The organism is Tolypothrix tenuis PCC 7101 (assembly GCF_963874875.1).
GTDB lineage: Bacteria > Cyanobacteriota > Cyanobacteriia > Cyanobacteriales > Nostocaceae > Aulosira > Aulosira tenue.
This window is the reverse complement of record NZ_CAWNJS010000001.1, coordinates 1,384,478-1,410,137: the sequence shown is the minus strand read 5'-3', so window position 1 is coordinate 1,410,137 and position 25,660 is coordinate 1,384,478. Positions and strand designations below refer to the sequence as shown.

The window sequence follows — 25,660 nt, the reverse complement described above, 5'->3', positions numbered from 1 at the left end:
CCCAGTTCCCAGTCCCCAGTCCCCAGTCCCTAATCCCCAATCCCCAGAATAAAGTGGTAAATTCTCAAGTAATTGGTATTGATTTGGGGGGAACAGCGATTAAGCTGGGGCGATTTGATCGAGATGGCAATTGCCTGCAATCTTTGACAGTAGCAACTCCCCAACCATCCACACCCGAGGCTGTGGTGGCGGTAATGGTGGATGCGATCGCCCAAATTGATCCAGATAATCAAACTATAGCTATTGGTGTTGGTACTCCTGGCCCTGCTGATGCAAAGGGACGGATTGCAAAAATCGCCATCAACTTGACAGGATGGCGAGATGTCCCTTTAGCCGATTGGTTAGAAGCGAAAACGGGTAAGCCGACAATTGTGGGTAATGATGCTAACTGTGCAGGTTTAGGCGAATCTTGGTTAGGTGCTGGTCGCTATTTCCAAAATTTTATTATGCTGACTTTAGGCACTGGCGTTGGCGGTGCCATTATCCTTGATGGGAAATTATTTATTGGGCATCAAGGTGCAGGCGGCGAATTAGGTTTAATTAGCTTTAACCCAGATGGCCCTGTTTGTAATAGCGGTAATCGCGGTTCTTTGGAACAGTACACTTCAATTACAGCGATTCGTCGCCGTAGTGGTAAAGAACCTCATGAATTGAGTACTTTGGCTCATGCAACAGATGTAGAGGCTTTGAAGTTCTGGCAGGAATATGGTAGAGATTTAGGTATTGGTTTGACGAGTTTAATTTACGTCTTAACACCAGAAGCGATTGTCATTGGTGGTGGTATTAGTGCCTGTTTCCAGTTTTTTTTACCTGCAATGAAAGCTGAAATTGAGCAGCGAGTGATGCCGACATCCCGTGTAGGTTTACAAATTTTGTCAGCAGAATTAGGCAATGCTGCGGGAATGTTAGGTGCTGCAAAGTTGGCATGGCAGCAATTATCCAGGTTGTGAATTATCGTTTTTGCCACGAACCACAAAGTATGCCAAAAGATGCGATTTTGTTATAACTTTTGGCATTTCAATTGTTTGCAACATATAAATTATTAGTGAGGGCACAACAATGTTGTGCCCCTACCTATCCGTTACATTATTTTTTTAAACAAGGGGAAAAATTAATAGTAAAAGTTTGCCAATTGCTACTAAATTAGCAAGCATTAGGCTGGATAAAAATTTTTCACAGATTTTCTAATATAAAGAATATCCTGTGGCTTTCTGAACGTATTGCAATACTTTTTGATAGGACTCTGGATTACTCACTGGATTGATGATGATGGGAATAGTACCATCAGGCAACCAAAAAGTTATCCTGCCGTTGGCTTCTTGGCAAAAAGAACTGATGCAATTGAGGTTAATTACGTATTCGTTATTTTCATAAATAATTTTTACCCAATAAGCATCTTCTAGTTCTACTCCTGTCACCCGTTCTATATAAGTCAAAATCTTTTGATAGTCTTGATGGTTATTTTGTGGGTTAATTACAATCGGAATTGCACAATCGGGTAACCAAAAGGTAACCCTGCCATTTTGTTCATAACAAAACGCATTAATACGGTCGAAATTGACTACGTATTGTTTCCTCTCGTAAAGGATTTTCACCCAGTACACCACAAAATCTCCTCATGTCCCCAGTGATGTCGCTGCTACTTCACAAAAATTCACAATTCAAATCGCAAAGAAGCTACTCTATAATTCTGAATTTTAAATTACTGTTGCTAGCTTACACCAGTAATGCCCTGGGGAAATAAAGATGCTATTTTTTGCGAGTATAGCGATCGCTCTGGGCAAGAAGGCTAAATTAAGTAGGGCGGTGTATTTAAAGATAACTAGTCAGGGCTGTCATTTGTCCCTTGTCATTGGTAAGGGTTTCCAGCCTACTTAGGTTTCGTAACATAGTTTGGTTTATTTCCACCGGCTTACTTAGAATTTTCATGACGACAAAATCGAGAACAGTCTACGCCATGAACTGTTGAACTTTTGACTTGGGTGCAGGGGAACTAGTACAACGCGGCGTAAATAAAGCTACCATTTCAAACAGTCACAAGCCTTGATGTATCACCTTTTGACTTTTGACTTTTGAACGCCAGTTGCTACAAGTCGGCACAGCCGCCCAACGCACTGGCTCCTTTTGACTTCCGCCTTGCGGTACTAGTGTTGTTGTACGAGTGGAGGAAGAGAATGAGCGATCGCAGCTTGCATGAATCCGTGGAATAAAGGATGGGGATTATTAGGACGCGATTGAAATTCTGGATGAAATTGGCAAGCCAGAAAGAATGGATGCTTGGGTAATTCCACAATTTCCACTAAGCGTCCATCGGGAGAAGTACCACTAATCAGGTAACCGGACTCTAATAACAGGTTGCGGTAAGCATTGTTGAACTCATACCGATGGCGATGGCGTTCATAAATTACATCTTCTTGGTAGAGTTTAGAAGCTAGAGTATTGGGGAGAACATGACAGGGGTAAACACCCAAGCGCATTGTTCCACCTAAATCAACTACATCTTGTTGTTCTGGCAAGAGGTTAATGACTGGGGCGCTAGTATAGGGATTAAACTCGGCACTGTTGGCATCTTTTAAGCCCTCAACGTTTCTCGCCCATTCAATCACGGCACATTGCATTCCCAAGCATAAACCCAAGAAGGGCACTTGGCGATCGCGGGCATATTTAATGGCGGCAATTTTTCCATCTACTCCCCGAATACCAAAACCTCCAGGTACAAGTACACCATCCACACCTTCAAGATGCTTTTCGGCTGATTCGGTTTCTAAGGTTTCTGAGTTTACCCAACGCAGACGCAGTCGCCCATAAGTAGAAATAGCCGCGTGTTGTAATGCTTCTACTACTGAGATATATGCATCACCTAATCGTACATATTTACCGACAATAGCAATCTCTATGTCGTATTTGGGGCTATGCAAATGTTGTACTATATTTTGCCACTGTACGAGATTTGGTTCCCGTTTTTCCATCTGTAGCAAATCTAACACTTGCTCTGCCATGCCTTCCCGTTCTAGCATCAAGGGTACTTCATAGATACTCTTGGCATCTTGGGAAGTAATGACACATTCCTCAGCAACATCACAAAATTCGGATAATTTTTGTTTTAATCCTACAGGTAAGGGGCGATCGCAACGGCAAACTAAAATATCCGGTTGAATGCCAATAGATCTGAGTTCTTTCACCGAGTGCTGTGTCGGCTTAGTTTTCATTTCCCCAGCTGAGGCGATCCAAGGTAACAGAGTAACGTGCATATACAGCACATTCTGCCGTCCTACTTCCTTACGAAACTGGCGAATTGCTTCTAAAAACGGTAGTGATTCAATATCTCCTACCGTACCGCCAATTTCTGTAATTACTACATCTGGATTTGTATTTTTGGCAACTTTTAAAATCCGGTCTTTAATTTCATTAGTGATGTGGGGTATCACCTGTACAGTGCCGCCATTATAGTCGCCGCGACGCTCTCTATTGATGACTGATTGGTAAATTGAGCCAGTAGTAACGCTGTTCAGCCGTGACATTGAGGTATCAGTGAAGCGTTCATAATGGCCTAAATCTAAATCAGTTTCTGCACCATCTTGAGTAACAAAAACTTCCCCATGCTGAAAGGGACTCATGGTACCTGGATCGACATTCAGATAGGGGTCAAGTTTAAGAATCGATACAGAATAATTGCGCGATTTGAGCAAACGCCCCAGACTTGCTGCTACAATGCCTTTGCCGATACTGGAAACTACGCCCCCAGTTACAAAGATAAACTTAGTCATAGTAATTTGAATTTCGAGCCACTTCTAAAAATACATCCCGTCATTGTGCCACAGTCACTATTGTGAAATCTTCTGTGTTCTCGCTGTGAAAAAACTTGTACTACTAGTAATATTTAGCTTTCTCGTCACCTCCTCAATCGCGTTGGCAAACTCGTCTCTCTTAGTAGTTTTTCCTCAGACAAACTACCAAACCAGTGCAGAAAAAATATTTTTTCTGGGTACCGCACCATCAAATGGTCAGGTTTTGATTAATGGTAAGGCCGTTACCCGCAGCAAAGCAGGGCATTTTGCTCCCAGTGTCCCCTTACAATTGGGAGATAACCTGTTTACTGTACGTCACCAAAATCAAGAACGTCAGATTAAGGTGACAAGGCTGAGTACTCAGCCTGTTCTACCACAAGGTTTAGCCTTTGCCAAAGATTCTCTCACTCCAGCAGCCGACATTGCCAAACTACCAGGAGAATTGATTTGTTTTAGTGCGATCGCACCTTCAAACGCCAGTGTTACTGTCAAATTGGCTAATCAAACTATTGCCCTTGCACCCCAACCTATTAAGGCACAGCTCCCAAGTAATTTGGCTGCCTTAACAGGGCGAAATCAACCTGCTAATAAGTCTACCGTAGGAAACTACCAAGGCTGCACCACAATGGCAGCCGCAGCTGATTTGGGAACACCTGAGTTTCAGCTGGCATTGGATGGTAAAACCATAACTCAGTTGGGTACTGGCAAAATTCAAATTCTTGCACCCACACAATTGCCAGTGATTCAAGTAACAGCAGACTCAGGCGTAGCTCGCACTGGCCCTAGTACTGACTATTCTAGACTCACACCACTACCAAAAGGAACACAAGCCGCAGTCACAGGGAAGGAAGGTGAATGGTTACGTCTAGATTATGGTGCTTGGATTAATGCTAAAGAAACCCAAGTTTTACCAGGTGCTATTTCACCACACACTATTATTCGGAGTGTAGGTTATCGAAGACTTCCCAGCGCCACAGAGATTGTGTTTCCGCTAGAAGTTCCCGTTCCTGTGAGTGTACAACAAAGCGAGCGCTCTTTTGCTCTCACTCTTTACAATACAACCGCCCAAACGGATATTGTTCGCACGGATGAAAATCCCCTAATTTCTCGCCTAGATTGGCGACAGGCGGCTCCCGGACAGGCGCAATACACCTTTAATCTCAAAAAATCTCAACAGTGGGGATATCATCTGAGATATGAAGGTACAAGCTTGATTTTGACTTTGCGTCATCCGCCTATAATTAAAGGCAAAACACGCAAACCCTTATCCGGTATCAGGATTTTACTAGATCCCGGACATGGGGGTAAAGAATCAGGTGCCAGTGGCCCAACTGGCTATTTAGAAAAAGATGTCAATTTGGTAGTATCAAAGCTGCTGCGCGACGAATTGGTGAAGCGTGGAGCAACTGTAGTACTAACCAGAGAGGACGATCGCGATGTATCTTTAGGAGAACGGCAGGCAATTATCAGTAAAGAAGAACCTGCGATCGCACTTTCGATTCATCACAACTCGCTACCCGATGATGGTGATGCCGAAAAAACTAAGGGATTCGCAGCGTTTTGGTATAACACCCAATCGCATAGTTTAGCATTATTTTTGCATAACTATGTAGTCAAAAATCTTGGCAAACCTTCCTATGGTGTGTTTTGGGATAACCTAGCGCTGACACGCCCTACTGCTGCGCCATCTGTGTTGCTGGAGTTAGGGTTTATGAGTAATCCTGAGGAATTTGAGCAGGTAGTGAACCCAGAACAACAGAAGAAAATGGCGAAAGTGCTAGCGGATGGGATTGTGGAGTGGTTTAAGAAAGCGCAGTAGACTTTGGTAATTAGGGAAGAGAGCGCTGATATTTAAGATCAATGTTGCGCTTACTGTATGAAAACTCAACAATACCAAAGTCTTTGGGTGTTGGGTTTCGTTTCTCAAACCAACCTCTGCCTAAATTGATAAGACTCTGATCATTGCAGAGTTTTAGCTTTTTATCTACCGAAAGTTATTAAATAGGGTTATTTTAGGTTCGTAGTTATGACTTTGTAAGTTCTAACTTTATTCAAAAAAATCTTTAAGCCTCTCTCCTACCAGGAGAGAGGCTTACCACAGAGGTCATATCTTATCCCAAATTCGCTTAAACCAAAACCAGACTCACGACGGGTGAATTCGCACCACTGTGCTTGCGGTTTTTACTGCCCAAGAATTGCCTTGCTCCCTAGATTACAACTTCTTCATCCCCTTGCCTTACCTTTGTTTCTTTCGCCCTTCCCGCAGATGCGCCTTCCTGGGATACTCACGTACAATTAATCAAAGCCTGGAAAATTAGGGTTTTAAATCTTTATCTAGCGAGAGTGCTTAAACAGGACTAAGCAGCAAACTTTCTGTTGTAGGCTAAAGCTAAACCAACCAGTGCAATGCCTAATAGTGTCCCCGGTTCTGGAATTTTTTCTAAGCGAACATTATCGATGTAAGAACCGTAGGTATCGAGAGAATCATTCTTGACATCATAGTCAAATTGTAAGCGAGACAAATTACTATTGGCAACAATATCAGCAGTATACTCCAACCATTTTGTTTGCGTACCTCCTTTACCACCGGAAATAGTCTGGTTGAGTACGTTACCAAACAGAACAGTAAAGTTATTTTCCGTTGCTTCTGTATTAGGGCGTGGTGAATAGAAAAATGATAGGCGATATTTACTACCTATTTCGGTAGCAATATCCTGAAAAATGCCAATTTTGTCCTTATTTGTATAGCTATGGCTATCCAATTCTGTCAGTTGTTTCCCATCTTGAGCTGTTCCTGCTGCTCCCCTTTGAATTTCAATTTTGCCACCTGGAGTAGCCTTCCAACCTAAAATCTCGTCGTATGTTTTCCAACCACCGTCGTTGATGTCTGTACCACCAGTCAGTAAGGTTTGTTCAAAGCTACCATTAACCACCAGATTGCTAGCGCTAGCAGGCTTAACTTGGCTAACACTCAAAACTGAACAAAAAACAACACTAGCAATTGATAGCTTCTGAAGACCAGCAGGAATAAATTTCATATCAATACAAGGGGCTAAATAAAAGTCTAGTCATGTAGAAAGAAAATTCAGCTATGTTATTGTCTGCGACTGTTTTTCTCCTACATTCATTAACCTAGCACTGCTATACGTAAATAAAAATAGCAATCGAGTATATTTCATAACATATTTATGCGAATACTAATAAGAATAAAAGCTTTATTAAGCGTATAAAAACTTGATTTTATCTATAATTAACTAATGATTATGCTATTAAAATTACGTAAGTGATTATGCTGTTATCTTGTAATCAGAAACATGAATCTCAAAATGATGAGTAAGTGTAAGACGAATCAAAGGTTAAATATTCGGTTCATGAGTGCAAATTTAGACATTCTCACAAGTTGGCGATCACCTGGATATTGTATTTTTTTATATAAGTAACGATTAGGTGTGATTATTTAGGCTTGATTTTACTATCCTATTTACGGTTAGTAAGAAGTTTTTTGGCCTGTCATAAGGGTAGGAGTCTGAACAGGACAAATAGATCCCACATTCAGTAGCCGTGTGCACCCAAAGGTGCAAGCATGGTTTCGGATGGGAGGGGTGAGTAATGCACACCTCGACCCCTACCTGCGCCTACGCCGATTTCACGCAAAATTTATTTATGGTAAGCTATTCTGCTTTTAAGTTGCACAATCCATCGTCAGGGCTGTTTAATTTCTACAGAGGTAAATGTGTACTCATTGCAAACTGTCGCAGGTTCGCTTATAACTTCAAGAAAATATGCTGGGGACGTTTTGAAACAATTGATCAAAAATAGAGTCAGTTTTCATCAGATGAAAGCTGCCCATGTAAAATTGGCATAGTAAATAACCCCCACGCCAAACCTGTAATTAATCCAAAGGGCGTGACAACATAATTATTAAAATTCCACAAGTCAAGAACTTGTGCTGCTAATTCCAAGGGATAAGCCATCATCAACACGCTAGCTATGGCTACACCACTCCAACCATACTGACTTAACCAGTAAAAACCTTTACCACCAGTTACACCATACAATAAGCGCGTTATGAATAAACCTGTGACGGTGCCATAACAACGCATACATACAGCCATGATATAAGGTGGTGCTAAATCTAACCCCATATCCGGTTGCGGGCAAACATGATCGCCCATGAAATAAATAATATTGGCAATTTCTGGTAATAAAAATATCCCAGAGGCAGCAAGAAAGGGAGCTGCTAGCGGGCCGATTACCATACCCGCTAGCATAAAATCAGCGATTGCACTGATCCAATTAATTTGCAACTCTCTGTTGAAAGCTACTCTCATTATTCCCTTTCTAAATTTTTGTGAGGTTTTTCTTAACCTACCACTGCTCGATAAGGACTTGTCAACTTATCAAGCTGCTGAGTTAAGAGGCTGAGGAATAATCCTACATCTGTCACTACACCCACAGATTCTATAGAACCGCGATCGCTTAACTTGGTGACCACAGCTGGATTAATATCCACACAGACCATTTTCACGCCTGCTGGTGTCATGTTGCCTACACCAATAGAGTGCAGCATACTAGACAACATCAAAATCATTTCCGCACCTTCCAGGTGTTTGGCGTATTCTTGCTGTGCTTGAATCAAATCCATTTGGGTATCAGGTAAAGGCCCATCATCCCTGATTGAACCAGCGAGTACAAACGGTACATGATTTTGTACACATTCATACATTACCCCACTCTTAATTGCACCCGCCTCTACAGCTTTGGCAATGCTTCCATAGCGGCGAACGCTATTAATAACTTTCAAGTGATGGCGGTGTCCACCTCGGACAGCCACACCCCGCTTCATATCAACGCCGAGAGATGTACCCATGATATTTTGCTCAATATCATGGACAGCGATCGCATTTCCGCCCAACAGTGCTTGGACATAACCTTCCCGAATTAGCCGCGATAGATGTTCACCACCGCCAGTATGAATCACCACAGGGCCAGCCGTGACCACTACTCTACCGCCAGCATCCCGAATTTTACGTAATTCCCAAGCTACTTGCTCTACGACTAATTCCACACGGCGTTCGCTAGAAACCCCTGCGGACATAAAGCTAAATTCTTGAGCATTGCGCTGTTCCCGCGATTCGGTTTTGCGGATGGTACGGATACCTTGGACATCGACTACAACTTGTTCGCCTACCTCTAAATTGCGTAATATTTTACACTTGGCAACATACCCACTTGCAGATTGAGTAATCGCGATCGCGCCATCCATGCGCTGATTTTGTACCTTTACCCACTCACCATGAATCCGTACTTCAGTGGGATAAATTGTACTCACATAGAAATCATCGGGTGCGACACCAGCTTGCACCACAGGTTCTAGTTTGGCATCTCGCTCGTCTTGAGGTAAGTCTACAGCACCTAAATCAATCAGTTGAGAAATAATCTCTTCCATCACGTCATGGGATGGTGCTGAAACTTTTACTTCAGCTGCTGAGGTACTTTGGCGCTGTTCTCCCAAGTTGAAATTCAATACTTGGAAGCTTCCACCTGTATCGACAATCAAGTCCAAAGCACGGTTAATCAAGCCAGAATCCAGCAAGTGACCTTCTAGGCGAATAATCCGACTTTCTACAGAAACATTCGCATGAACTTCATCTCTCACTGGTTCTGTGACTCGCAGGGTGAGACATTTCGCCGCACCACCAGCTTTGAGAAATTCTTTTAGCGGTGTTTCAATGATTTGGAAGCCTACATTTGTTAGGCGTGCTTTCAAAGCATCACTCGCCTTGTTCATGATCACGATGCTGTCGACATTCACCGCATTACAGGCGAAGTTCACCGCGTCAGCTTCTTCAATGGCGATGCGCTTTTCTGCTGCTACTCGCATTTCAATTAGGCGGTTGGAGTAGGAATCAAACGCACCAGGATAATAAAGTAAATAACCGTTGGCTAAGGGACAGAAGCAGGTATCTAAATGATAAAAACGCTCATCAATTAGCCGTAGGGATAATACTTCAATATCCAACCACTTCGCTAAGTAGGGGTGAGAATCTAATTCTGAACGGAAGCCGTAACCCGCCCATAACCAGCGTCCTTCCCGGTCTAAAAGTGCATCTCCTGCGCCTTCAAAGGGCAAGTCTTTAGGTAATACATGCACTGTGTAACCGTTAGCTTCAAACCATTTTTGGAAGTAAGGCTCTTCTCCCTGACGTTCTTTGTGTAAAAAGCGACTCAGAACTACGTTATCCCCCAACACTAAACCAGCGTTGGCGGTAAATACCATATCAGGCCAGCCTTTTTCTGGTGGTACTAAATCGACAATGGCATGGTCTTTCAGGACATGGTAGAGTTTTTGCCACTGTTCCACAGCGCGATCGCGCGATGATTTGTGAATGTTCCCTTCCATCCAGGGATTAATCACATAGTCCACATCGTAGTGGTCAGGAGCGCACATCAAAAAGCGAATCGGGGAAGTCATAAAAAATATTACAAGCGTTGAGATGCTACAAGCCTTATTAGATACAGAGTATCACTGTATCATTTTGTCAAATTTGCTACGAAACGTCTTTATTCTGCTAGTTTAAAACAGCACATAACTTTGCTTCCATTGTATTATCCCAAGGGATACACTGCGTTAAAAGCAATCAATAATTGGGTTAAAAAAACCCAAGGTTGTGTCATTGTAGCGCTATTTGGTTCTAGTAAATCAGTATTAGCAATATCTACTTTTTGTAAAGAATAGTAATGCTATACAGAATTGATAAAATACTTTATTTAAAGTTGTTTAGCTTTGTGAAATTAAGATGGCAGACTTAAAATTTATAGTCGAGGAGAATCCGATACCAGAGGATATTCGTACTGTTATTAACAAGCTTGTTGAATATAACAGCGATCGCCTAATAGAAAAAGATGTATACCAACCGCTAGCCGTCTTGATTCGAGACAATAAAAACGAAATTTTTGGGGGTTTAATTGGTAAAACACAATGGGGGTGGCTGTTTATCTCTCACCTGTGGGTGGCGGAAACGCTTCGAGGTCAAGGATATGGCAAACAACTCATACTGAAAGCAGAGGAGGTTGCTAAACAGCGTGGTTGTAATTACGCCTACCTCGATACATTTAGTTTTCAATCTCTTGGGTTTTATGAACACCTTGGCTACCAAAAGTTTGGTGTTCTGGACAACTTTCCCCTAGGACATCAACGATATTTTTTAAAAAAAGAACTTTAGTTGCATATAACCTGCTGATTTCACTATAGATACTCAGCCATAGATTATGGATATTACCATTGCTTATAGCAGTACTCTAAAAAAACTAATTTGATTTATTCACAAAAACTTATTTTATTGGCAGCATCGTCAGTTAAATTTAATTAATACAGCATTTACGATGTATCAGACTGCTAAAATTACACCTGTACTCCATCTCGTGTAATAAAAATCTCCTTTTCGCAGAAAATTTAGTAATATCTGATACATTTAGCTGCTAACCATCAGTTATTCTACTCCTGCCCATCAGTACAATTTATCAGGGGATCGCTTGCTGTATTCTTCACAGTTTGTTACAAAAGTACAAAGAACTTCTAGAGAGCCAAAACTCATGTTCGGCGGACTTACTGGTTTAACAGATTCTAAAGGCACAGACTGGGGAGAGCGAATGCTCAACACAGTCGCTAGCCAAACGATTCGCCACCTGTTTACCCAAAGCGAGTCAGTAGAAGTCTTTGTGCGCTGCTATCCCTCCAGCAAACTGTTGCAAGGCAGCATTGATAGTTTCAAAATGAGTGGACGTGGCTTAGTCATCCGGAGAGATTTCGCAGTCGAGGAGATGTCTTTTGAAACGGATGCAGTTGCCATTGACTTTGGCTCAGTTTTAAGCGGTAAATTAACTCTTAAGCAGCCTACCCAGGCGATCGCCCAAGTAATATTATCAGAAGCAGGTATTAATCAAGCTTTTAATGCCGAACTGGTTAAAAAACGTTTAGTCAACCTGACTGTCCCTAGCTTAACGGCGTTATCTGGGGGTAAACCAGTGTCTTTCCCTGAGATTCAGGTACAACTGTTACCAGAGAATCGTCTGCGAATTTTAGCAAAAGCAGATTTAGATAATGGCGAACTCGTACCGCTAAATATGACTGTCAGCTTGGCTGTGGAACGTCGGCGACGAGTTTCCTTCCAAGACCCTCAATTTGACCTTGACCTTGTGCCAGAAGCGCAAAGGGAAATATCGCGAACTTTGAGCATCGCACTGGTGGAAATTTTAGATAATATGGTCGATTTGGATCGCTTTGACCTGGATGGGGTAAAAATGCGACTTAACCGTTTAGAAACTGAAGGTCAAAAGTTAATCTTCAGTGGATATGCTGAGATTGAGCGTATACCTAATACCTCGCAACAGGCAAAGAGCTAGCGTCTAGAGACTAATGTTGTTAACGTAAACAAGGTTTGATACACAGGGTTATACCAATTTTCTAGAATTCAACCACAGATGGGGTTGGGTTTCGTCCCTCGACTGAAGCTTAAAAACCCTCTAAATCTCTAAATCTTGGGTTTAACTACGTACCCCTACGGGTAAGCAAGCTATAATCCAACCTACCCATCTGTTACATTCTTTTTTCAAATTGGTATCACATTATAGCCATACAAAAAACGCAAAGGCTTGTTATTACCTCTGCGTCTTTGTGTAAGATTTAATTTTTATTTCTTATCTTCTATCTGCCAACACCTACATATTGGAAACCAGCTCTGACCATTGTTTCTGGGTCAAGGAAGTTACGTCCATCGATAATTACAGGGTGATTCATCAGTTGAGCCATTTTCACATAGTCTAGATGGCTAAATTGTTGCCATTCAGTCACAAGTACTAAAGCATCGCAACCGTCGGCTAGTCTTTCAGCATCGGTTTCGACTAGTACACCAGACAGCCCATGACGTAGACCTGTTTGGGAAACAATGGGGTCGTAAGCTTTAACTTTGGCTCCCAATCGGTTTAGCTGCTCAATTAAGTTGAGTGCTGGCGCGTCGCGTAAATCGTCAGTATCTGGCTTAAAGGTAAGACCAAGTAGACCTACTGTTTTACCTTTGAGAATTTTGAGGACTTGTTGCAGTTTCTCTAAAGCAATCAGCCGTTGGCGTTCGTTGACGCTAACGGCTGATTTGAGTAATTGTGCTTCATAACCATAGTCATCAGCAGTATGAATGAGCGCGGCTACGTCTTTGGGGAAACAGGAACCACCCCAACCGATACCAGCCTGTAAAAACTTGTTACCAATCCGGGAGTCTAAACCGATACCTTTTGCTACTTGAGTAACATCAGCACCGACGCGATCGCAAATGTTAGCAACTTCGTTAATAAAACTAATTTTCGTTGCTAAAAAAGCATTAGCAGCGTATTTAATCATTTCTGCCGAGCTGAGATCTGTTACCAGCACAGATACTGGTGGTAAAGATTTATCCTCAGCAAACTGCCGTTCCACAATTGGAGCATACAGGTCTTTCATTAAGCCTACTGCTCTTTGACTGTTACCACCGAGAACAATGCGATCGGGGTTAAAGGTATCGTAAACCGCTGAACCTTCCCGTAAAAACTCTGGATTGCTGACTACATCAAAATGAGATGCAATCTCTGGCAATTTATCTTCAGTTGCAACGCTACCTGCTGCTACTAGGGTTTTTTGACGTTCAGCAATGCCATCTAAAACAATCATCCGTACCCAGTCACCTGAGCCAATAGGCACTGTAGATTTATTAACAATTACTTTATAACCACCGTTGAGATGACTGCCGATACCACGAGCTACAGCCTCAACGTAACGTGTATCACTTTCACCATTTGGTAAAGGTGGTGTTCCCACTGCAATAAAGAGAATTTCTCCGTGAGCTACACCTGCAGCCAAATCTGTAGTAAATTCAATTTTTCCTGATTGAATAGCAGATTGCATAATTTCCGAGAGTCCCGGCTCGAAAATTGGGGACTGCCCAGACTTCATTAACTTAACTTTTTCTTCATTATTATCTACACAGATGACATCATGACCGATGTGAGCCAAGCAAGCACCTGTAACTAAACCAACGTAACCAGTACCAATGACGCAAACACGCATTATTTTGAACTCCTCGTTGTTTCTGTTCTTCTTATTAGCTCAGAAGTTTTCAGTGCAAACTTTTATGGGGTAGAAAAATTTACCGCAATAGTACGGGCTACAAATCAACTCAGCCTGCACGAAAGTTCAGAGCAATACTCGGTGCTAATCAGGAGACTGACGCTTTTTTCTCCTTATTAATCCGATTGCGAAAATCTTCTACAGTCAGTTTTAACCCTTGTTGTAATGGAACGGTAGGTTCCCAATTTAACAAGGTTTTTGCTTTTGTAATATCTGGACGGCGGCGACGCGGATCGTCCGAAGGTAGTGGTTCAAACTTAATTTTGGCTTCGGGATTAATCAGGTTTTGTACAGCCTCAGCCAATTCTAAGATGGTGTATTCATCAGGGTTACCCAGATTTACAGGGCCTACATAGTCACTATTCATCAATCTGATAAATCCTTCTACCAGATCGGATACATAGCAAAAACTACGGGTTTGGGAACCGTCACCATAGACTGTTAAAGGTTCGCCCCGTAAAGCTTGAACTATGAAGTTACTCACTACCCGACCATCGTTTTCTAACATCCGCGGGCCATAAGTATTAAAAATACGTACAACTCGAATATCAACTTTATTTTGTCTGTAGTAGTCGAATGCTAGAGTCTCAGCAATACGTTTACCTTCGTCATAGCAGGAACGTATGCCAATAGGATTGACGCTACCTCTATACTCTTCGGTTTGGGGATGAACTTCTGGATCGCCGTAGACTTCACTGGTGGAAGCTAAGAAAAATCTTGCTTTGACACGTTTAGCTAAACCCAACATATTGAGCGTTCCCATCACATTTGTTTTCACAGTTTTGACGGGGTTGTACTGGTAATGTACGGGCGAAGCAGGACAAGCCAAATGATAAATCTGATCTACTTCTAACCTAATGGGTTCAGTAATGTCATGGCGGATCAGTTCAAAATAAGGATTATCCAGCCATTTAACTATGTTATCTTTATTGCCTGTATAAAAGTTATCCAAGCAAAGAATTTCATGCCCATCAGCTATTAGTCGGTCGATGAGATGGGAACCAATAAACCCGGCACCGCCCGTTACTAAAATTCTCATAGTTTACCAATGTCAGTACAAGTATTGTCAGTTGCTATTTTACGTATTTTTTATTACGCAATTTATGTAAAAAGTCTAAAAGTGTATGACTTTTCTGACTTAGGGTTTTAAAATTTACCCGTATTTCTACGCTTGTAATTTTATTACATTAAGTTTCTTTTTTTATACAATTACATTAGCAAAATAACAAACATAGTCTCAAGATTGGAGCGTCAAATTCGAGAATTCATCAAATCTTTAACAATATTAAGTATTGTAAGAATTAGATGTGCCAACTGTTATAACTCAGATCAAAGATAATGGGGCAAGAGATTTTTCAGTAAACACATAAAAATTTATAAAATCATGCTACAAGCAATCTCTGGTATTTTTACATAACCGATGTAGTACTGGGAATCCCAGTTGGAAGCGGTACTGCGTGAGTACGTTGTGGCTCTCCCAGCATAATAATTGAGCAAGTTAATTGTCTGGCTAATTGAGTTGTAACATCACTAATGGCTAATCCACCAGGACTGGTGCGATTGCGTGTAAAAGGTAGCACAACTAAATCATACAAGCGTGCGGCTTGTAAAATAGCTTGAGCCACATTTTCATGGGCGATAATCTGAATTTCTGGGGGATTGGGCAAAGCCAATTTAGATACTATTGCAGCAAGATGCGATCGCCTGGCAGCAATTTTGCTGGAGCTGGTGCGTCGTTCACACACATTGAGTACAGTAACTTGAGCTTGATTGGCATCTGCCAACAATTGAGCAAAATGCACAGGCTGTAACGTTGGTGCCATTAAGTTTTCTACGGGAACTAAAATCCGTTGGATTTTTTTAGGAGAGTCTACTAAACGAGTAACAGCAACAGGACAATGAGATGCCCAAAGAACGTTATCAATTACGTTACCAAATAACCGCGCTCTTAACCCAGTACGTTTACCCCAACCCATGACGATCAAACTAGCCTTTTGTTCGCGAGATGCTCTGCTAATTCCTTGAGCAAAAGCATCATCGATTCGCAGTAATGGCTCTGCGGTTACACCTAAAGCTTGGCTTTGTGCTGTGGCTTTGGCGAGCAAACGCTCGCTCCTCTGTAAAGATACTTCTAACTGTGGTGCATCCATGTTAGCCGCAGCAGTAGCGATCGCTAACGGTATAATTCTGCCATTGGCTTGGCGGGCTAATAATGTTGCTAATTCTATTAAATACTGCTGCGTTTGGGGATTGTATACTGGTACAACTATAGTAAAAGCGGTGCTAGTATCTGGGGGTTGCGGCTCTGGTTGGTTTGTGATTGTTGGCTCTGTGACTGTTGCAGAAGCTAAACCCACCGCGACCCGACTAGTAATTAATGGCCCCAAGGTTGATGTAACTAGCATCACCACCACAACACTATTGAAGACTTCCACTGGCAATAATTCCGCCCGATACCCAACTAGGGTTGCTGCTAATGTTGTACCTACCTGGGGAATTGACAGTGACCACATTGTGATACTTTCCTGCCAATTATAGCGGTATAGCAGTTTCGCCAATAAAGCCGCAATAAATTTGCTGGCAATCACACTGAACACCAAGAACACTGTTAATTGCAGATTGCTAGTGCTGTGAATAAAGTTGGGCAGATCAATTAGTAGCCCCAGGTGAACAAAGAAAATGGGAATGAATAAAACACTACCAACAAATACTACTTTTTCTTTGACTGGGCCCTCACCCAAAACTTCATTAACTGCCAAACCTGCTAAAAAGGCTCCGATAATTTTTTCGACTCCAATCAATTGAGCGCCAACAGCAGCAAGAAACACAGTCAGCAGCACAAATAAAAATTGGTTTCCCTCTTCACCACCAGAACGCCGAAAAAATTCTTTACCCACCCAATCGAAGCCGACTAACACGACAACAGAGTAAATAATTAACCAACCCAACAAAGTTAGTAGCTTTGCTAAGTTAAATACTCCTAGAGGCGAGGCAGAAGCGATACAGAGAGCTAATATGAGCAAAGCGCCAATATCAGTAAAAATTTTGGCTCCAATGGTAACTGTAACAGCTTCATTTTTCACCACTCCCAGACGGCTCAGAATGGGATATGCCAAAAGCGTATGGGAAGCAAATAAAGAGCCGATTAATACTGATATCACCCAATCAAAGCCAAAAATTTGCCCAGCAAGGGTTCCCATAATTAAGGGGAAGCTGAAGCTGAAGCTAGCAAAACCGAAAGAGCGATTTTTTCTTTGCTGGAACTGTTCTATGTCAACTTCTAGTCCAGCTACAAATATTAAGTAAACTAACCCAATATCTGCTAGCAGGTTAATTGTCTGTGATTCTGTCTGGAATAAATTCCAGCCTGAAGGGCCAAGTACTACCCCAGAGAAAACCAAACCTACTAAACCTGGTAGTCTCAGGCGCTCAAATAAAATTGGCACCACTAAAATGACTACTAGCAAAATAGCGAAGGGAACAATTGGTTCCTTGCCAAGAACTTGGGAGGTTGGTTCTAATGCTAGAACTTGTGAAATGAGTTCCATAGGTAGAACTGGAAAGGGCTATGGTGAAGCTGCGATTACCTGAAAGCAATCGACCGATCAATATAACTGCAAAAGCTACCAGGAGTAGAAATTAAAAACAACCTTAACTTAATGATTGGGGATTGGGTACTGGGGATTAGGTATTGGGGATTGGATACTAGCAAAGTGCAGACGCGATTAATCGCGTCTCTTCAACTTTTGACTATTACCGAAAATCATCCTGGTATGGGCAGTTGATAACGGCTACCTATGGGTGAACCTGGCTTAAAATGAACCGCAAGCGATCGTAGTCATCTTTTAACAGAGTACTGAGGGTTCTTCCAGCTTTGATTAACCATTTACGATCAGCCTTGCGTAACTGGTAAACCTCTCGAATAGCCGCTGCTGCCAAAGACTCGATAGGCGCACCTTTGATAGAAAGTATTGTCTGTAAAAAATCTAGTTCTTCAGTGAAATGAATAATTTTTTCCGCATCACAGCGATAAACTGCCTGATGAATTTGCGGAGGTCGAGGTGGTAAATACTGGTATACTCGTTGATTATAACCTTCAGTATAAGAAGGCTGTTCAAAACCCACGATCGCAGCCCGAAATTCGGTTTTCAACATGGCAAATATTTGGGGCTGTTCTTCTCGCAAATCTTGCAATGAAAGCCCTAAAGCCACTGCACGATGTACGGAATCTATGGGCATGGTGGTAGCATGATACACCACTGCGTAAATTTGGTTGCCCGATTCTTCATCTGTCGAACAAACCCAACTACCAAAAGGTGGCATGGGGGGAAAACTTAAGTCTTCCGGTTCCAAACACTGTGCCAGAAATTCAGTAGTGGTAGTTTCAATGACTTCAGCAATGTGATGAGGATGGCGATCGCCTGTGGCAAACTGTGGTAAAGGAAGGCGCATAATCTCAGGATGAAAGATAAAAGATGAAGTATGAATTTTTATCTTTCATACTTCATACTTGATGCTTTGTGTTATTTCCCTTTTTTCTTACCTATAGTCTCTACAACTTCTAATTCCGGCAAGCGGAAGGTAACTAATTTATCCCAGTTACCGCCTTCAAACAGCACAGCTACCTTGCCATCACTTACCCTTTGTACCAACCCTTCATAGCGATAATAGGTATCTGCGGGGTTCTTAACGCGAACAGTTGCTCCAGGCAGGATCATGATTTTTATCCTCGCTTATTTCCTGTTATATAGCTTAATACTTGTCATTGGTCATTTGTCATTTGGGATTTGTCATTGGGGCATGGCGCATTGGGCATTGGATAATTAAGTAATGGAAATTTCTTTCCTGCGTCCTCTCCATCCTTATGGCTTGACCATGCCAATTTTAGATTTGAAATTTAGGATGCGTGGATTGTTTCTGCTAAAAGCCCCGCTTCTTGTCGAGCAATGGCGTGGGAAAACAAATCTCAAATCGTCAATCTCAAATCCCCAAGCTGTATCCGCTTCTGGCAGAGCGTCAATCTAAAATCCAAAATCCAAAATCCAAAATTGTTTGACTCATAAATAATATTTCTGGCGTTGACGGAAGTTTGCTACGGATTCTACGATTCCTAAAGAGATGAAGTTTGTCAGCATAGCAGAACGTCCGTAACTCATCCACGGTAGGGGAATACCAGCTACAGGTGCCAAACCCACTGTCATGCCAACGTTCACAATCAACTGAAATACAATCATTGACAAAACACCAATCGCCAACAAAGAACCAAAGTTATCTTTGGCTGTTTGCGCTACGTGTAATAGGCGTAGGCAGATTAAACAGAAGACGAAAAGTACTACTAAGCAGCCAATAAAACCAAATTCTTCTCCCACGGCAGAGAAAATGAAGTCTGTATGCTGTTCGGGTACGAAGTTGAGTTGAGTCATCGGGCCCTTAAACAGTCCCCATCCCCAAATTTCACCAGCACCAATGGCAATGCGAGATTGAATCAGGTGATATCCAGCGCCTAAAGGATCGTGTTCGGGGTTGATAAATACGCTCAGTCTGTCTTTTTGATATTCTTTGAGGACATGGTTCCAGGCAAAAACCCCTAATTCACCGCCCAGCATATTCAGCACCCATGCACCTATAGCGCCCAAATTAAATTTACGCCAAGGGAGAGTCTGCCAGCCCACAATACCCATTGCTCCTGCCCAACATAAGCCCAAAGGACTGAAAGTTAGTTCTTTCAACAAAACGATTGGTTCTGATAAAGGCCAAGGGGTACTAAATAAAATAGCAGCGACTATGGGCGAAATCATCAATATCAACCACCCTGGATTAGCATTGGCCCAATACAACATCCCTAAGACGATCGCACCAAATACTAGTGATGTTGCCAAATCAGGTTGCAAAAATACTAATCCCCAAGGAACAGCGGTGATTGCCAAAGCTCTAAAAACGCTCTCGATGGTTGAGGCTGTGCGTTTATGTAGCAAAGCCGCCAGGGTAATAATTATGCCAATTTTGGCAAATTCTGAGGGTTGGACGTTAAAACCTGCAATATTAATCCATCTTTGTGCCCCTTTGGCGCTAGTACCAGCTATCATGACGGCAATGAGGCTAAAGTTGGTCAGTCCATATGTCACCCAATGCCACTGAAGCAGATTTTCGTAACGGGTACGAGCGATAAATAATGCAATAAATGCACCAATAGTAGCTACTAACCAATGCCACCACCAGTCTGTTACTGGTTGTTTAAGTTCCGTACTGAGAATCATAATACCGCCAAATATACTGACGGCTACAGGCAAACAAAATAGTAACCAATCTACTTGCTGCCAAGGTTTAACCCAATACTTCCAACGAATTTTGGGGAGCGAACTTTTTAACAACATTGTGTGAGTTTAGACTTTAACTGTTAAATTTTAAATTTAGTGACTAAAGAAATATGAAGCGTTAAATAGAAGCTAGGAGTTATCAGCTAGATATGTATTCATTTTATACTTCATACTTGCTACTTCAGCTTTGACTTTGCCTACTAAAATCTGTATTCCTAGGCTGTAGCCCAGGAACCAGACAAAATTGTAATTCTTATGTCAATGCTGCAACTGATACTTTACCAGCGATGGATAAGGCGATCGCACTTAGTGCTTTTGCAGAAGCAGAATTTGGTTCGGCTACGACAATCGGTACGCCGCTATCACCACCAATTCTTGTAGATATCTCTAGGGGTACACATCCTAACAATGGCACTCCCAATTCGGCTGCGGTTTTTTCGCCACCGCCAGAACCAAAGATATCGTACTGTTTATCAGGCATATCTGGAGGAATAAAATAGCTCATATTTTCCACGATTCCTAGTACTGGGACGTTCATCTGCTGGAACATCCGCAATCCTTTACGTGAATCTAAGAGGGCAACATTTTGGGGTGTGGTAACAATTACTGCCCCTGCCATCGGTACTGCTTGGGCTAAAGTTAACTGAGCATCCCCAGTTCCGGGTGGCATATCTACAATTAAATAATCTAGTTCGCCCCATTCCACTTGATAGAGAAACTGGCGGATGACTCCATTTAACATTGGCCCTCGCCAAATTACTGGCTGATCCCGGTCAATTAAAAAGCCCATAGAGACTAATTTAACGCCGTGATTAAATGCTGGTTCCAGGATTTCGCCTTTTTCGCCAGGACGTACAGTAATTTGGGCATCACTCAATCCCAACATGGTGGGATCGTTGGGGCCGTAGATATCAGCATCAAGTAAGCCAACTTTTGCCCCTGTTTGTGCTAAAGCAACTGCAACATTCACAGCGACGGTACTTTTACCCACGCCACCTTTGCCACTAGAAATTGCAATAATATTTTTTACCCCAGTTATACCAGTGCGATCGGGTAGGCTTTTTTGCTGGGGTGTTTCTGCTGTGACTTCGACAGTAACATCTGTCACACCAGGGAGTTTTTTCACAGCCTTTTGGCAGTCTTCAACAATAAACTCTCGTAAAGGACAGGCAGGTGTGGTTAACACTAAAGTGAAACTAACCTTGCCACCATCAATTTTGACGTTGCGAATCATATTCAGTTCTACCAGACTTTTTTGCAGTTCTGGGTCTTGAACTGGTCGCAACACATCTAACACCGAGCGAGCATCGAGAACATCGTACATAAAAATTCAAAATTTTAATTTCAAAAAGAAGAAATCCATTTGTGGCAAGTATCTTAACTAGTAACTGGATACCCTCATTGTGCTGCGATCGCTGTAATAAATCTTAAAAAAAATACATAATTTATTGATGGTAAATATTCAGTTTGTTGATGGATTACTCAATAGGTGTTTGTGATTTCTTATCCCCCTCATTCCCCATTACCTAATCCTCAATTTCTAAAAATCAAAACAACTGTCATTAATGGACTTTTTCTGGCTAGAAACTGCCTGTAATGCTGCTTTCTCTACTGCTTCGACTAAAGAACGAGCCACGCGATCGACATAGGGACGAGACAAAGACCAAATTAGGGGTGACAACCAACCACGTAGTGTCACAGAATAAGATAAACAAGTACCACACACCGTTGACTCTACTCGGTAAGTTATGCGTTCTTCAATCCCAGGCAGGGCCAACACTCTGATACTCAACATTTCTCTGGGGTTGACACGTTCTACAAAAATCCGAATTGGAATTGGCGAAAACCGAGTTACTGCCTGGAAAATTAAGCCTGGTTTGGGTACTAATCCATAAGGTACATTTGTACTTTTAAGTAAAGGGTGCCAAGAAACGTCTGTGAAGTTTACCACCTGTTGCCAAAGTTCATCTACAGACGCAGAACTAATCTCTCGATATGTCCGCACCAGCGAAGCGCAAAATCGGCGACGTTTCTGATTGATGAATTTGGATAAACAACTTCGCATGTGCCTAATCCTCCTAGCTACAGACTTTCTGGGAACTCTGGCATGGTGGGCAATTTTGGTTAGCCCTCGACTTTAAATCAGCGCTGAGTAAGATTTTCGGGTAATGACTGGGTATTCAAAACTGTCATAGTCCCTGATCTTGCTGGTACGGCATAGGGTTGCCGGCTTTTAACTCAGCACTTTTAACTCAGACTTTTCATTCAAACTTTCTCAAAATGCCCCTAAACATAGCAAGCCCCGTAGGTCGCAGACGCTAGTACGATGATAGAGAGATTACACCCCCCTGTTGTGGAACACAATTGGGGATTAGGTGTTCTAGTTGTGAGCATTCCAGCCAAAACTATTGATGTCTCAAGGTTGAGAGTGTTTGAAACTAATGTGCCAGAGTCTTGTGTAAATACCAGATGTTGTCATCAAAAAAATTCAAAAAAAAACCTTCGTCAATATACAAGCCTATACGCATTTGAGGGACAATAAACTCTAGTCTTGCTAATCAATCGTATAAATGCTTGACAAGTAAGAAAAAAGCAAATTTTAACCAAGTGTTTTGTCAGAAATTTTAATTTAAAAGTTTCTGATTGTTTGGAAATTGTAATTTAGGTTCGGGAATCTATGTTGATCAACTCGCAAACCCCTACTTTGGCCGTAGACTCATCTAAGTTTCTCCCACCAACTGACGCGAAACTTAGAGTTAGTCAGTTTATGAAACAGCTACAAGATGAAATTAGTACAGCTTTGGCTAATTTAGATGGTGAAGCTAATTTTCACGAAGATAGTTGGGAACGGCCAGAAGGTGGTGGAGGGCGATCGCGTGTTCTGCGTGATGGTGCAATATTTGAACAGGCTGGTGTAAATTTTTCTGAAGTTTGGGGTTCCCATTTACCACCTTCCATTTTGACCCAACGTCCGGAAGCAGCTGGACATGGTTTTTATGCCACAGGAACTTCTTTGGTTTTACACCCGCGTAACCCCTATGCACCAACTGTCCATTTAAATTATCGCTATTTTGAGGCAGGCCCAGTCTGGTGGTTTGGTGGTGGTGCGGATTTGACACCTTACTACCCTTTTGCTGAAGACGCGCAGCATTTCCATAAAACACTGAAGCAAGCTTGCGATCAACATCATCCAGAGTATTACCCTGTCTTCAAGCGCTGGTGTGATGAATATTTCTACCTCAAGCATCGCAATGAGACAAGAGGTGTAGGCGGTCTATTCTTGGATTATCAAGATGGTCAAGGTGCCTTATATCACGGCCCTAACCCCAATGGGGAAGCAGCTATTTATAGCAACCAGGTAGGAACTTTACCACAAAGAACTTGGGAAGAATTGTTTGCTTTAGTACAAAGCTGTGGTGCAGCTTTCTTGCCAGCTTACCTACCCATTGTAGAACGCCGCCATCAAATGGAATATGGCGATCGCGAACGGAATTTCCAACTCTATCGCCGGGGAAGATATGTAGAATTCAACTTGGTTTACGACCGAGGTACAATTTTCGGACTCCAAACCAACGGACGTACAGAATCAATTCTTATGTCGCTACCTCCGTTAGTACGTTGGGAGTACGGGTATCAACCAGAAGCTAATACTCCAGAAGCTGAATTGTACGAAACTTTCCTCAAGCCTCAAGATTGGATAAATTGGGCACCCAATCATACTGCGGATTAAGGGTTGTGGAGTTCTAGTTTTCTCTGTAAATCTGCAGGTATCAATCTGCAAGAATTAACGAAGAGAATTGGTATTTAGGGCTTTGCATCTGTGATTCTGCTATTTTCTGCTTTTGGAAATCCAAGACGTGTATCTGGACACTCAGCACCATTTTAGTGAGTTAAACTACTAAAGATAACCACCTAGTAAAAATAGGTGACATTTTTAGCTGTTGCTTGTTAATCTCAAGTACAGGATTAAATGTTTCTGTTAATGGTGAGTCAATTAATTTACTAATTTTGCTGGCATCATCCCAGTAATGGAACAAACGTCCCAAACAAGTAAGTCTTTTGACTCGCCAATAACAGCTTTAAATACGTAGTTAACTCTCAAAGAACTGCCATAGGGAGGCTAAGTGATTCAGATAGAGCAGAAAACCTATATAACCCAAGATGGTAACACCGTTATTGTCTTGGCACCGACAGGGCGCTTGGATATCACCACCGCCTGGCAATTTCGCCTGAAGTTACAGGAATGTATTTCCAAACTCAGTCGCCATGTAGTTGTGAATCTCAGTCAGGTCAATTTTATTGATAGTTCTGGACTAACTTCTTTAGTCGCTGGTATGCGGGATGCTGATAAACTCAAAGGCAGTTTCCGCATCTGTAACGTACACACAGAAGCCAAACTTGTCTTTGAAGTAACAATGATGGATACTGTTTTTGAAATCTTTGAAACAGAAGAAGAAGCTTTAGAAGGTGTACCTCGGAGCATTGCTAGTTAAAACAGTGCTGAGTTATGAGTCATAAGTACTGAGTTGGAGAAATTTCCCCAACCGAAGGTAACAAAGGTAAATCAAATTACCTTTGATGTTATTTCTTCCTTAGTAGTCACCACTCAGTACTGCTCTCGCTTAGTATAGCGATAAGGGCCTAAAACTGCGCCCCAAGTAGCTTTTCTGGTTTCTGGGTCAATTCCTTTATCGTAACTGTGAAATTCTGTTGCAGAGGCTTCAAAACCTAAAGAAACATGGATGGTGTTACCTAGATAAGTAAAGCTGCAATTAGTATTGGGCAGTGGGGTTGCAGCAAACTTATAACAGTTAGGGGCTATTATTTGCTGAGTAACTGAGAGGACACAGCCTGGTAATAAATCTAATTGGCTGGCTGTTAATGTATTGAGTAAAGCTGGATTGCGACCTGCACCGATGAAAAGGCTGGGGTCTTTAAACATATAGTATTGTACTTTTACAGGTGCATCAGAGCTATGTCCTGGTTGTAAGCGTAGAATCCTTTGCCGATAAGGATGATCTAGATTAACAATACTAGCTTGTTCCGCAAACAAAGTAATACTGTCTTCTGTAAATAAATTGACTGGTCTTTGCCACATTCGGAGGTGGACATACCAAACAGGATCAGCAATGGCTTGTTCTTTATTATCAAATTCGCCAGCTAGGTACTCACCTAAAGCGATTAACTCGGGAGAGAGACTCATAAATTTAGTTATAAAAAGTTAAACATAGTACTTTTAGGCTGATATTCAGATAAAAATCTCTGTATCAATGCCAATATCTGGTTATATATTTGTCTTACTCAAGCATAAAAATTTTTATGGGGACTAACTGTAGCTTGATACCAGAGCTAAGATGATGAAAATGTAAACTATAGTTAATAATGTAAAAATATTG

At 42.0% G+C, this 25,660-nt stretch carries 21 protein-coding genes; 6 read left to right on the top strand and 15 right to left on the bottom strand.

Annotated elements, in window-relative coordinates; translation table 11 throughout:
- Positions 1–53: 53 nt before the first annotated feature.
- Positions 54–950 (top strand): ROK family protein, encoded by an 897-nt coding sequence (locus AACU25_RS05685; RefSeq protein ID WP_096574290.1) that lies wholly within the window; start codon positions 54–56, stop codon positions 948–950.
- 234 nt (positions 951–1,184) lie between these two features.
- Here the strand turns inward: AACU25_RS05685 and AACU25_RS05680 are convergent, their stop codons facing one another.
- Together AACU25_RS05680 and AACU25_RS05675 are read right to left on the bottom strand one after the other, a co-directional pair.
- Positions 1,185–1,607 carry a hypothetical protein gene (locus tag AACU25_RS05680; RefSeq protein ID WP_096574289.1) on the bottom strand — a complete coding sequence of 141 codons (423 nt, stop codon included), beginning with the start codon at positions 1,605–1,607 and terminating at the stop codon, positions 1,185–1,187.
- Between the two features lie 537 nt (positions 1,608–2,144).
- Positions 2,145–3,767: a CTP synthase gene (locus AACU25_RS05675; RefSeq protein ID WP_096574288.1), complete on the bottom strand. Its 1,623-nt coding sequence runs from the start codon at positions 3,765–3,767 to the stop codon at positions 2,145–2,147.
- An 85-nt stretch (positions 3,768–3,852) separates the two neighbouring features.
- Between AACU25_RS05675 and AACU25_RS05670 the strand changes: the two genes are divergently transcribed.
- Complete coding sequence (locus AACU25_RS05670) at positions 3,853–5,607, top strand: N-acetylmuramoyl-L-alanine amidase (RefSeq protein WP_096574287.1); 1,755 nt, start codon at positions 3,853–3,855, stop codon at positions 5,605–5,607.
- Positions 5,608–6,145: 538 nt separating this feature from the next.
- On the opposite strand, the gene AACU25_RS05665 is transcribed toward AACU25_RS05670, so the two are convergent.
- From AACU25_RS05665 to argZ, 4 genes are all read right to left on the bottom strand, one after another.
- On the bottom strand, positions 6,146–6,826 hold the full coding sequence (locus tag AACU25_RS05665) for a PEP-CTERM sorting domain-containing protein (RefSeq protein ID WP_096574286.1): 681 nt from the start codon (positions 6,824–6,826) through the stop codon (positions 6,146–6,148).
- Positions 6,827–7,490: 664 nt separating this feature from the next.
- Positions 7,491–7,601 carry a DUF2887 domain-containing protein gene (locus AACU25_RS05660; RefSeq protein WP_321206689.1) on the bottom strand — a complete coding sequence of 37 codons (111 nt, stop codon included), beginning with the start codon at positions 7,599–7,601 and terminating at the stop codon, positions 7,491–7,493.
- A gap of 8 nt (positions 7,602–7,609) precedes the next feature.
- Positions 7,610–8,119, bottom strand: coding sequence for a DUF2085 domain-containing protein (locus tag AACU25_RS05655; RefSeq protein ID WP_199347305.1), 510 nt, complete (start codon positions 8,117–8,119; stop codon positions 7,610–7,612).
- Positions 8,120–8,151: 32 nt separating this feature from the next.
- Positions 8,152–10,263 (bottom strand): bifunctional arginine dihydrolase/ornithine cyclodeaminase, encoded by a 2,112-nt coding sequence (gene argZ / locus AACU25_RS05650; RefSeq protein WP_096574284.1) that lies wholly within the window; start codon positions 10,261–10,263, stop codon positions 8,152–8,154.
- Between the two features lie 325 nt (positions 10,264–10,588).
- Between argZ and AACU25_RS05645 the strand changes: the two genes are divergently transcribed.
- Together AACU25_RS05645 and AACU25_RS05640 are read left to right on the top strand one after the other, a co-directional pair.
- Complete coding sequence (locus AACU25_RS05645; RefSeq protein ID WP_096574283.1) at positions 10,589–11,014, top strand: GNAT family N-acetyltransferase; 426 nt, start codon at positions 10,589–10,591, stop codon at positions 11,012–11,014.
- Between the two features lie 370 nt (positions 11,015–11,384).
- Positions 11,385–12,194, top strand: coding sequence for an LmeA family phospholipid-binding protein (locus tag AACU25_RS05640; protein WP_096574282.1), 810 nt, complete (start codon positions 11,385–11,387; stop codon positions 12,192–12,194).
- A 301-nt stretch (positions 12,195–12,495) separates the two neighbouring features.
- Here the strand turns inward: AACU25_RS05640 and AACU25_RS05635 are convergent, their stop codons facing one another.
- The 8 genes from AACU25_RS05635 to AACU25_RS05600 all read right to left on the bottom strand — a co-directional run bounded on the left by AACU25_RS05635 (position 12,496) and on the right by AACU25_RS05600 (position 22,329).
- Positions 12,496–13,887 (bottom strand): UDP-glucose dehydrogenase family protein, encoded by a 1,392-nt coding sequence (locus tag AACU25_RS05635; protein ID WP_096574281.1) that lies wholly within the window; start codon positions 13,885–13,887, stop codon positions 12,496–12,498.
- A 148-nt stretch (positions 13,888–14,035) separates the two neighbouring features.
- Positions 14,036–14,986 carry a UDP-glucuronic acid decarboxylase family protein gene (locus tag AACU25_RS05630; protein ID WP_096574280.1) on the bottom strand — a complete coding sequence of 317 codons (951 nt, stop codon included), beginning with the start codon at positions 14,984–14,986 and terminating at the stop codon, positions 14,036–14,038.
- A 370-nt stretch (positions 14,987–15,356) separates the two neighbouring features.
- Complete coding sequence (locus AACU25_RS05625; protein ID WP_096574279.1) at positions 15,357–17,495, bottom strand: cation:proton antiporter domain-containing protein; 2,139 nt, start codon at positions 17,493–17,495, stop codon at positions 15,357–15,359.
- Between the two features lie 247 nt (positions 17,496–17,742).
- Positions 17,743–18,399 (bottom strand): HAS-barrel domain-containing protein, encoded by a 657-nt coding sequence (locus tag AACU25_RS05620; protein ID WP_096574278.1) that lies wholly within the window; start codon positions 18,397–18,399, stop codon positions 17,743–17,745.
- Positions 18,400–18,470: 71 nt separating this feature from the next.
- The gene (locus tag AACU25_RS05615; protein WP_045869156.1) at positions 18,471–18,665 is read right to left on the bottom strand and encodes an NAD(P)H dehydrogenase subunit NdhS; all 195 of its coding nucleotides are present in this window, start codon (positions 18,663–18,665) and stop codon (positions 18,471–18,473) included.
- Positions 18,666–19,004: 339 nt separating this feature from the next.
- Positions 19,005–20,321, bottom strand: a complete 1,317-nt coding sequence (gene rodA, locus AACU25_RS05610; RefSeq protein ID WP_096574277.1) for a rod shape-determining protein RodA — start codon at positions 20,319–20,321, stop codon at positions 19,005–19,007.
- A gap of 196 nt (positions 20,322–20,517) precedes the next feature.
- Positions 20,518–21,588: an Mrp/NBP35 family ATP-binding protein gene (locus AACU25_RS05605; RefSeq protein WP_096574276.1), complete on the bottom strand. Its 1,071-nt coding sequence runs from the start codon at positions 21,586–21,588 to the stop codon at positions 20,518–20,520.
- A gap of 216 nt (positions 21,589–21,804) precedes the next feature.
- On the bottom strand, positions 21,805–22,329 hold the full coding sequence (locus AACU25_RS05600) for an SRPBCC family protein (RefSeq protein WP_045869159.1): 525 nt from the start codon (positions 22,327–22,329) through the stop codon (positions 21,805–21,807).
- 612 nt (positions 22,330–22,941) lie between these two features.
- On the opposite strand from AACU25_RS05600, the gene hemF reads away from it, so the two are divergent.
- On the top strand, positions 22,942–23,994 hold the full coding sequence (gene hemF, locus AACU25_RS05595; RefSeq protein ID WP_096574275.1) for an oxygen-dependent coproporphyrinogen oxidase: 1,053 nt from the start codon (positions 22,942–22,944) through the stop codon (positions 23,992–23,994).
- Positions 23,995–24,388: 394 nt separating this feature from the next.
- Positions 24,389–24,757: an STAS domain-containing protein gene (locus tag AACU25_RS05590; RefSeq protein WP_045869161.1), complete on the top strand. Its 369-nt coding sequence runs from the start codon at positions 24,389–24,391 to the stop codon at positions 24,755–24,757.
- 113 nt (positions 24,758–24,870) lie between these two features.
- Here the strand turns inward: AACU25_RS05590 and AACU25_RS05585 are convergent, their stop codons facing one another.
- Positions 24,871–25,467, bottom strand: coding sequence for a chromophore lyase CpcT/CpeT (locus AACU25_RS05585; RefSeq protein ID WP_096574274.1), 597 nt, complete (start codon positions 25,465–25,467; stop codon positions 24,871–24,873).
- Between the last annotated feature and the right edge of the window lie 193 nt (positions 25,468–25,660).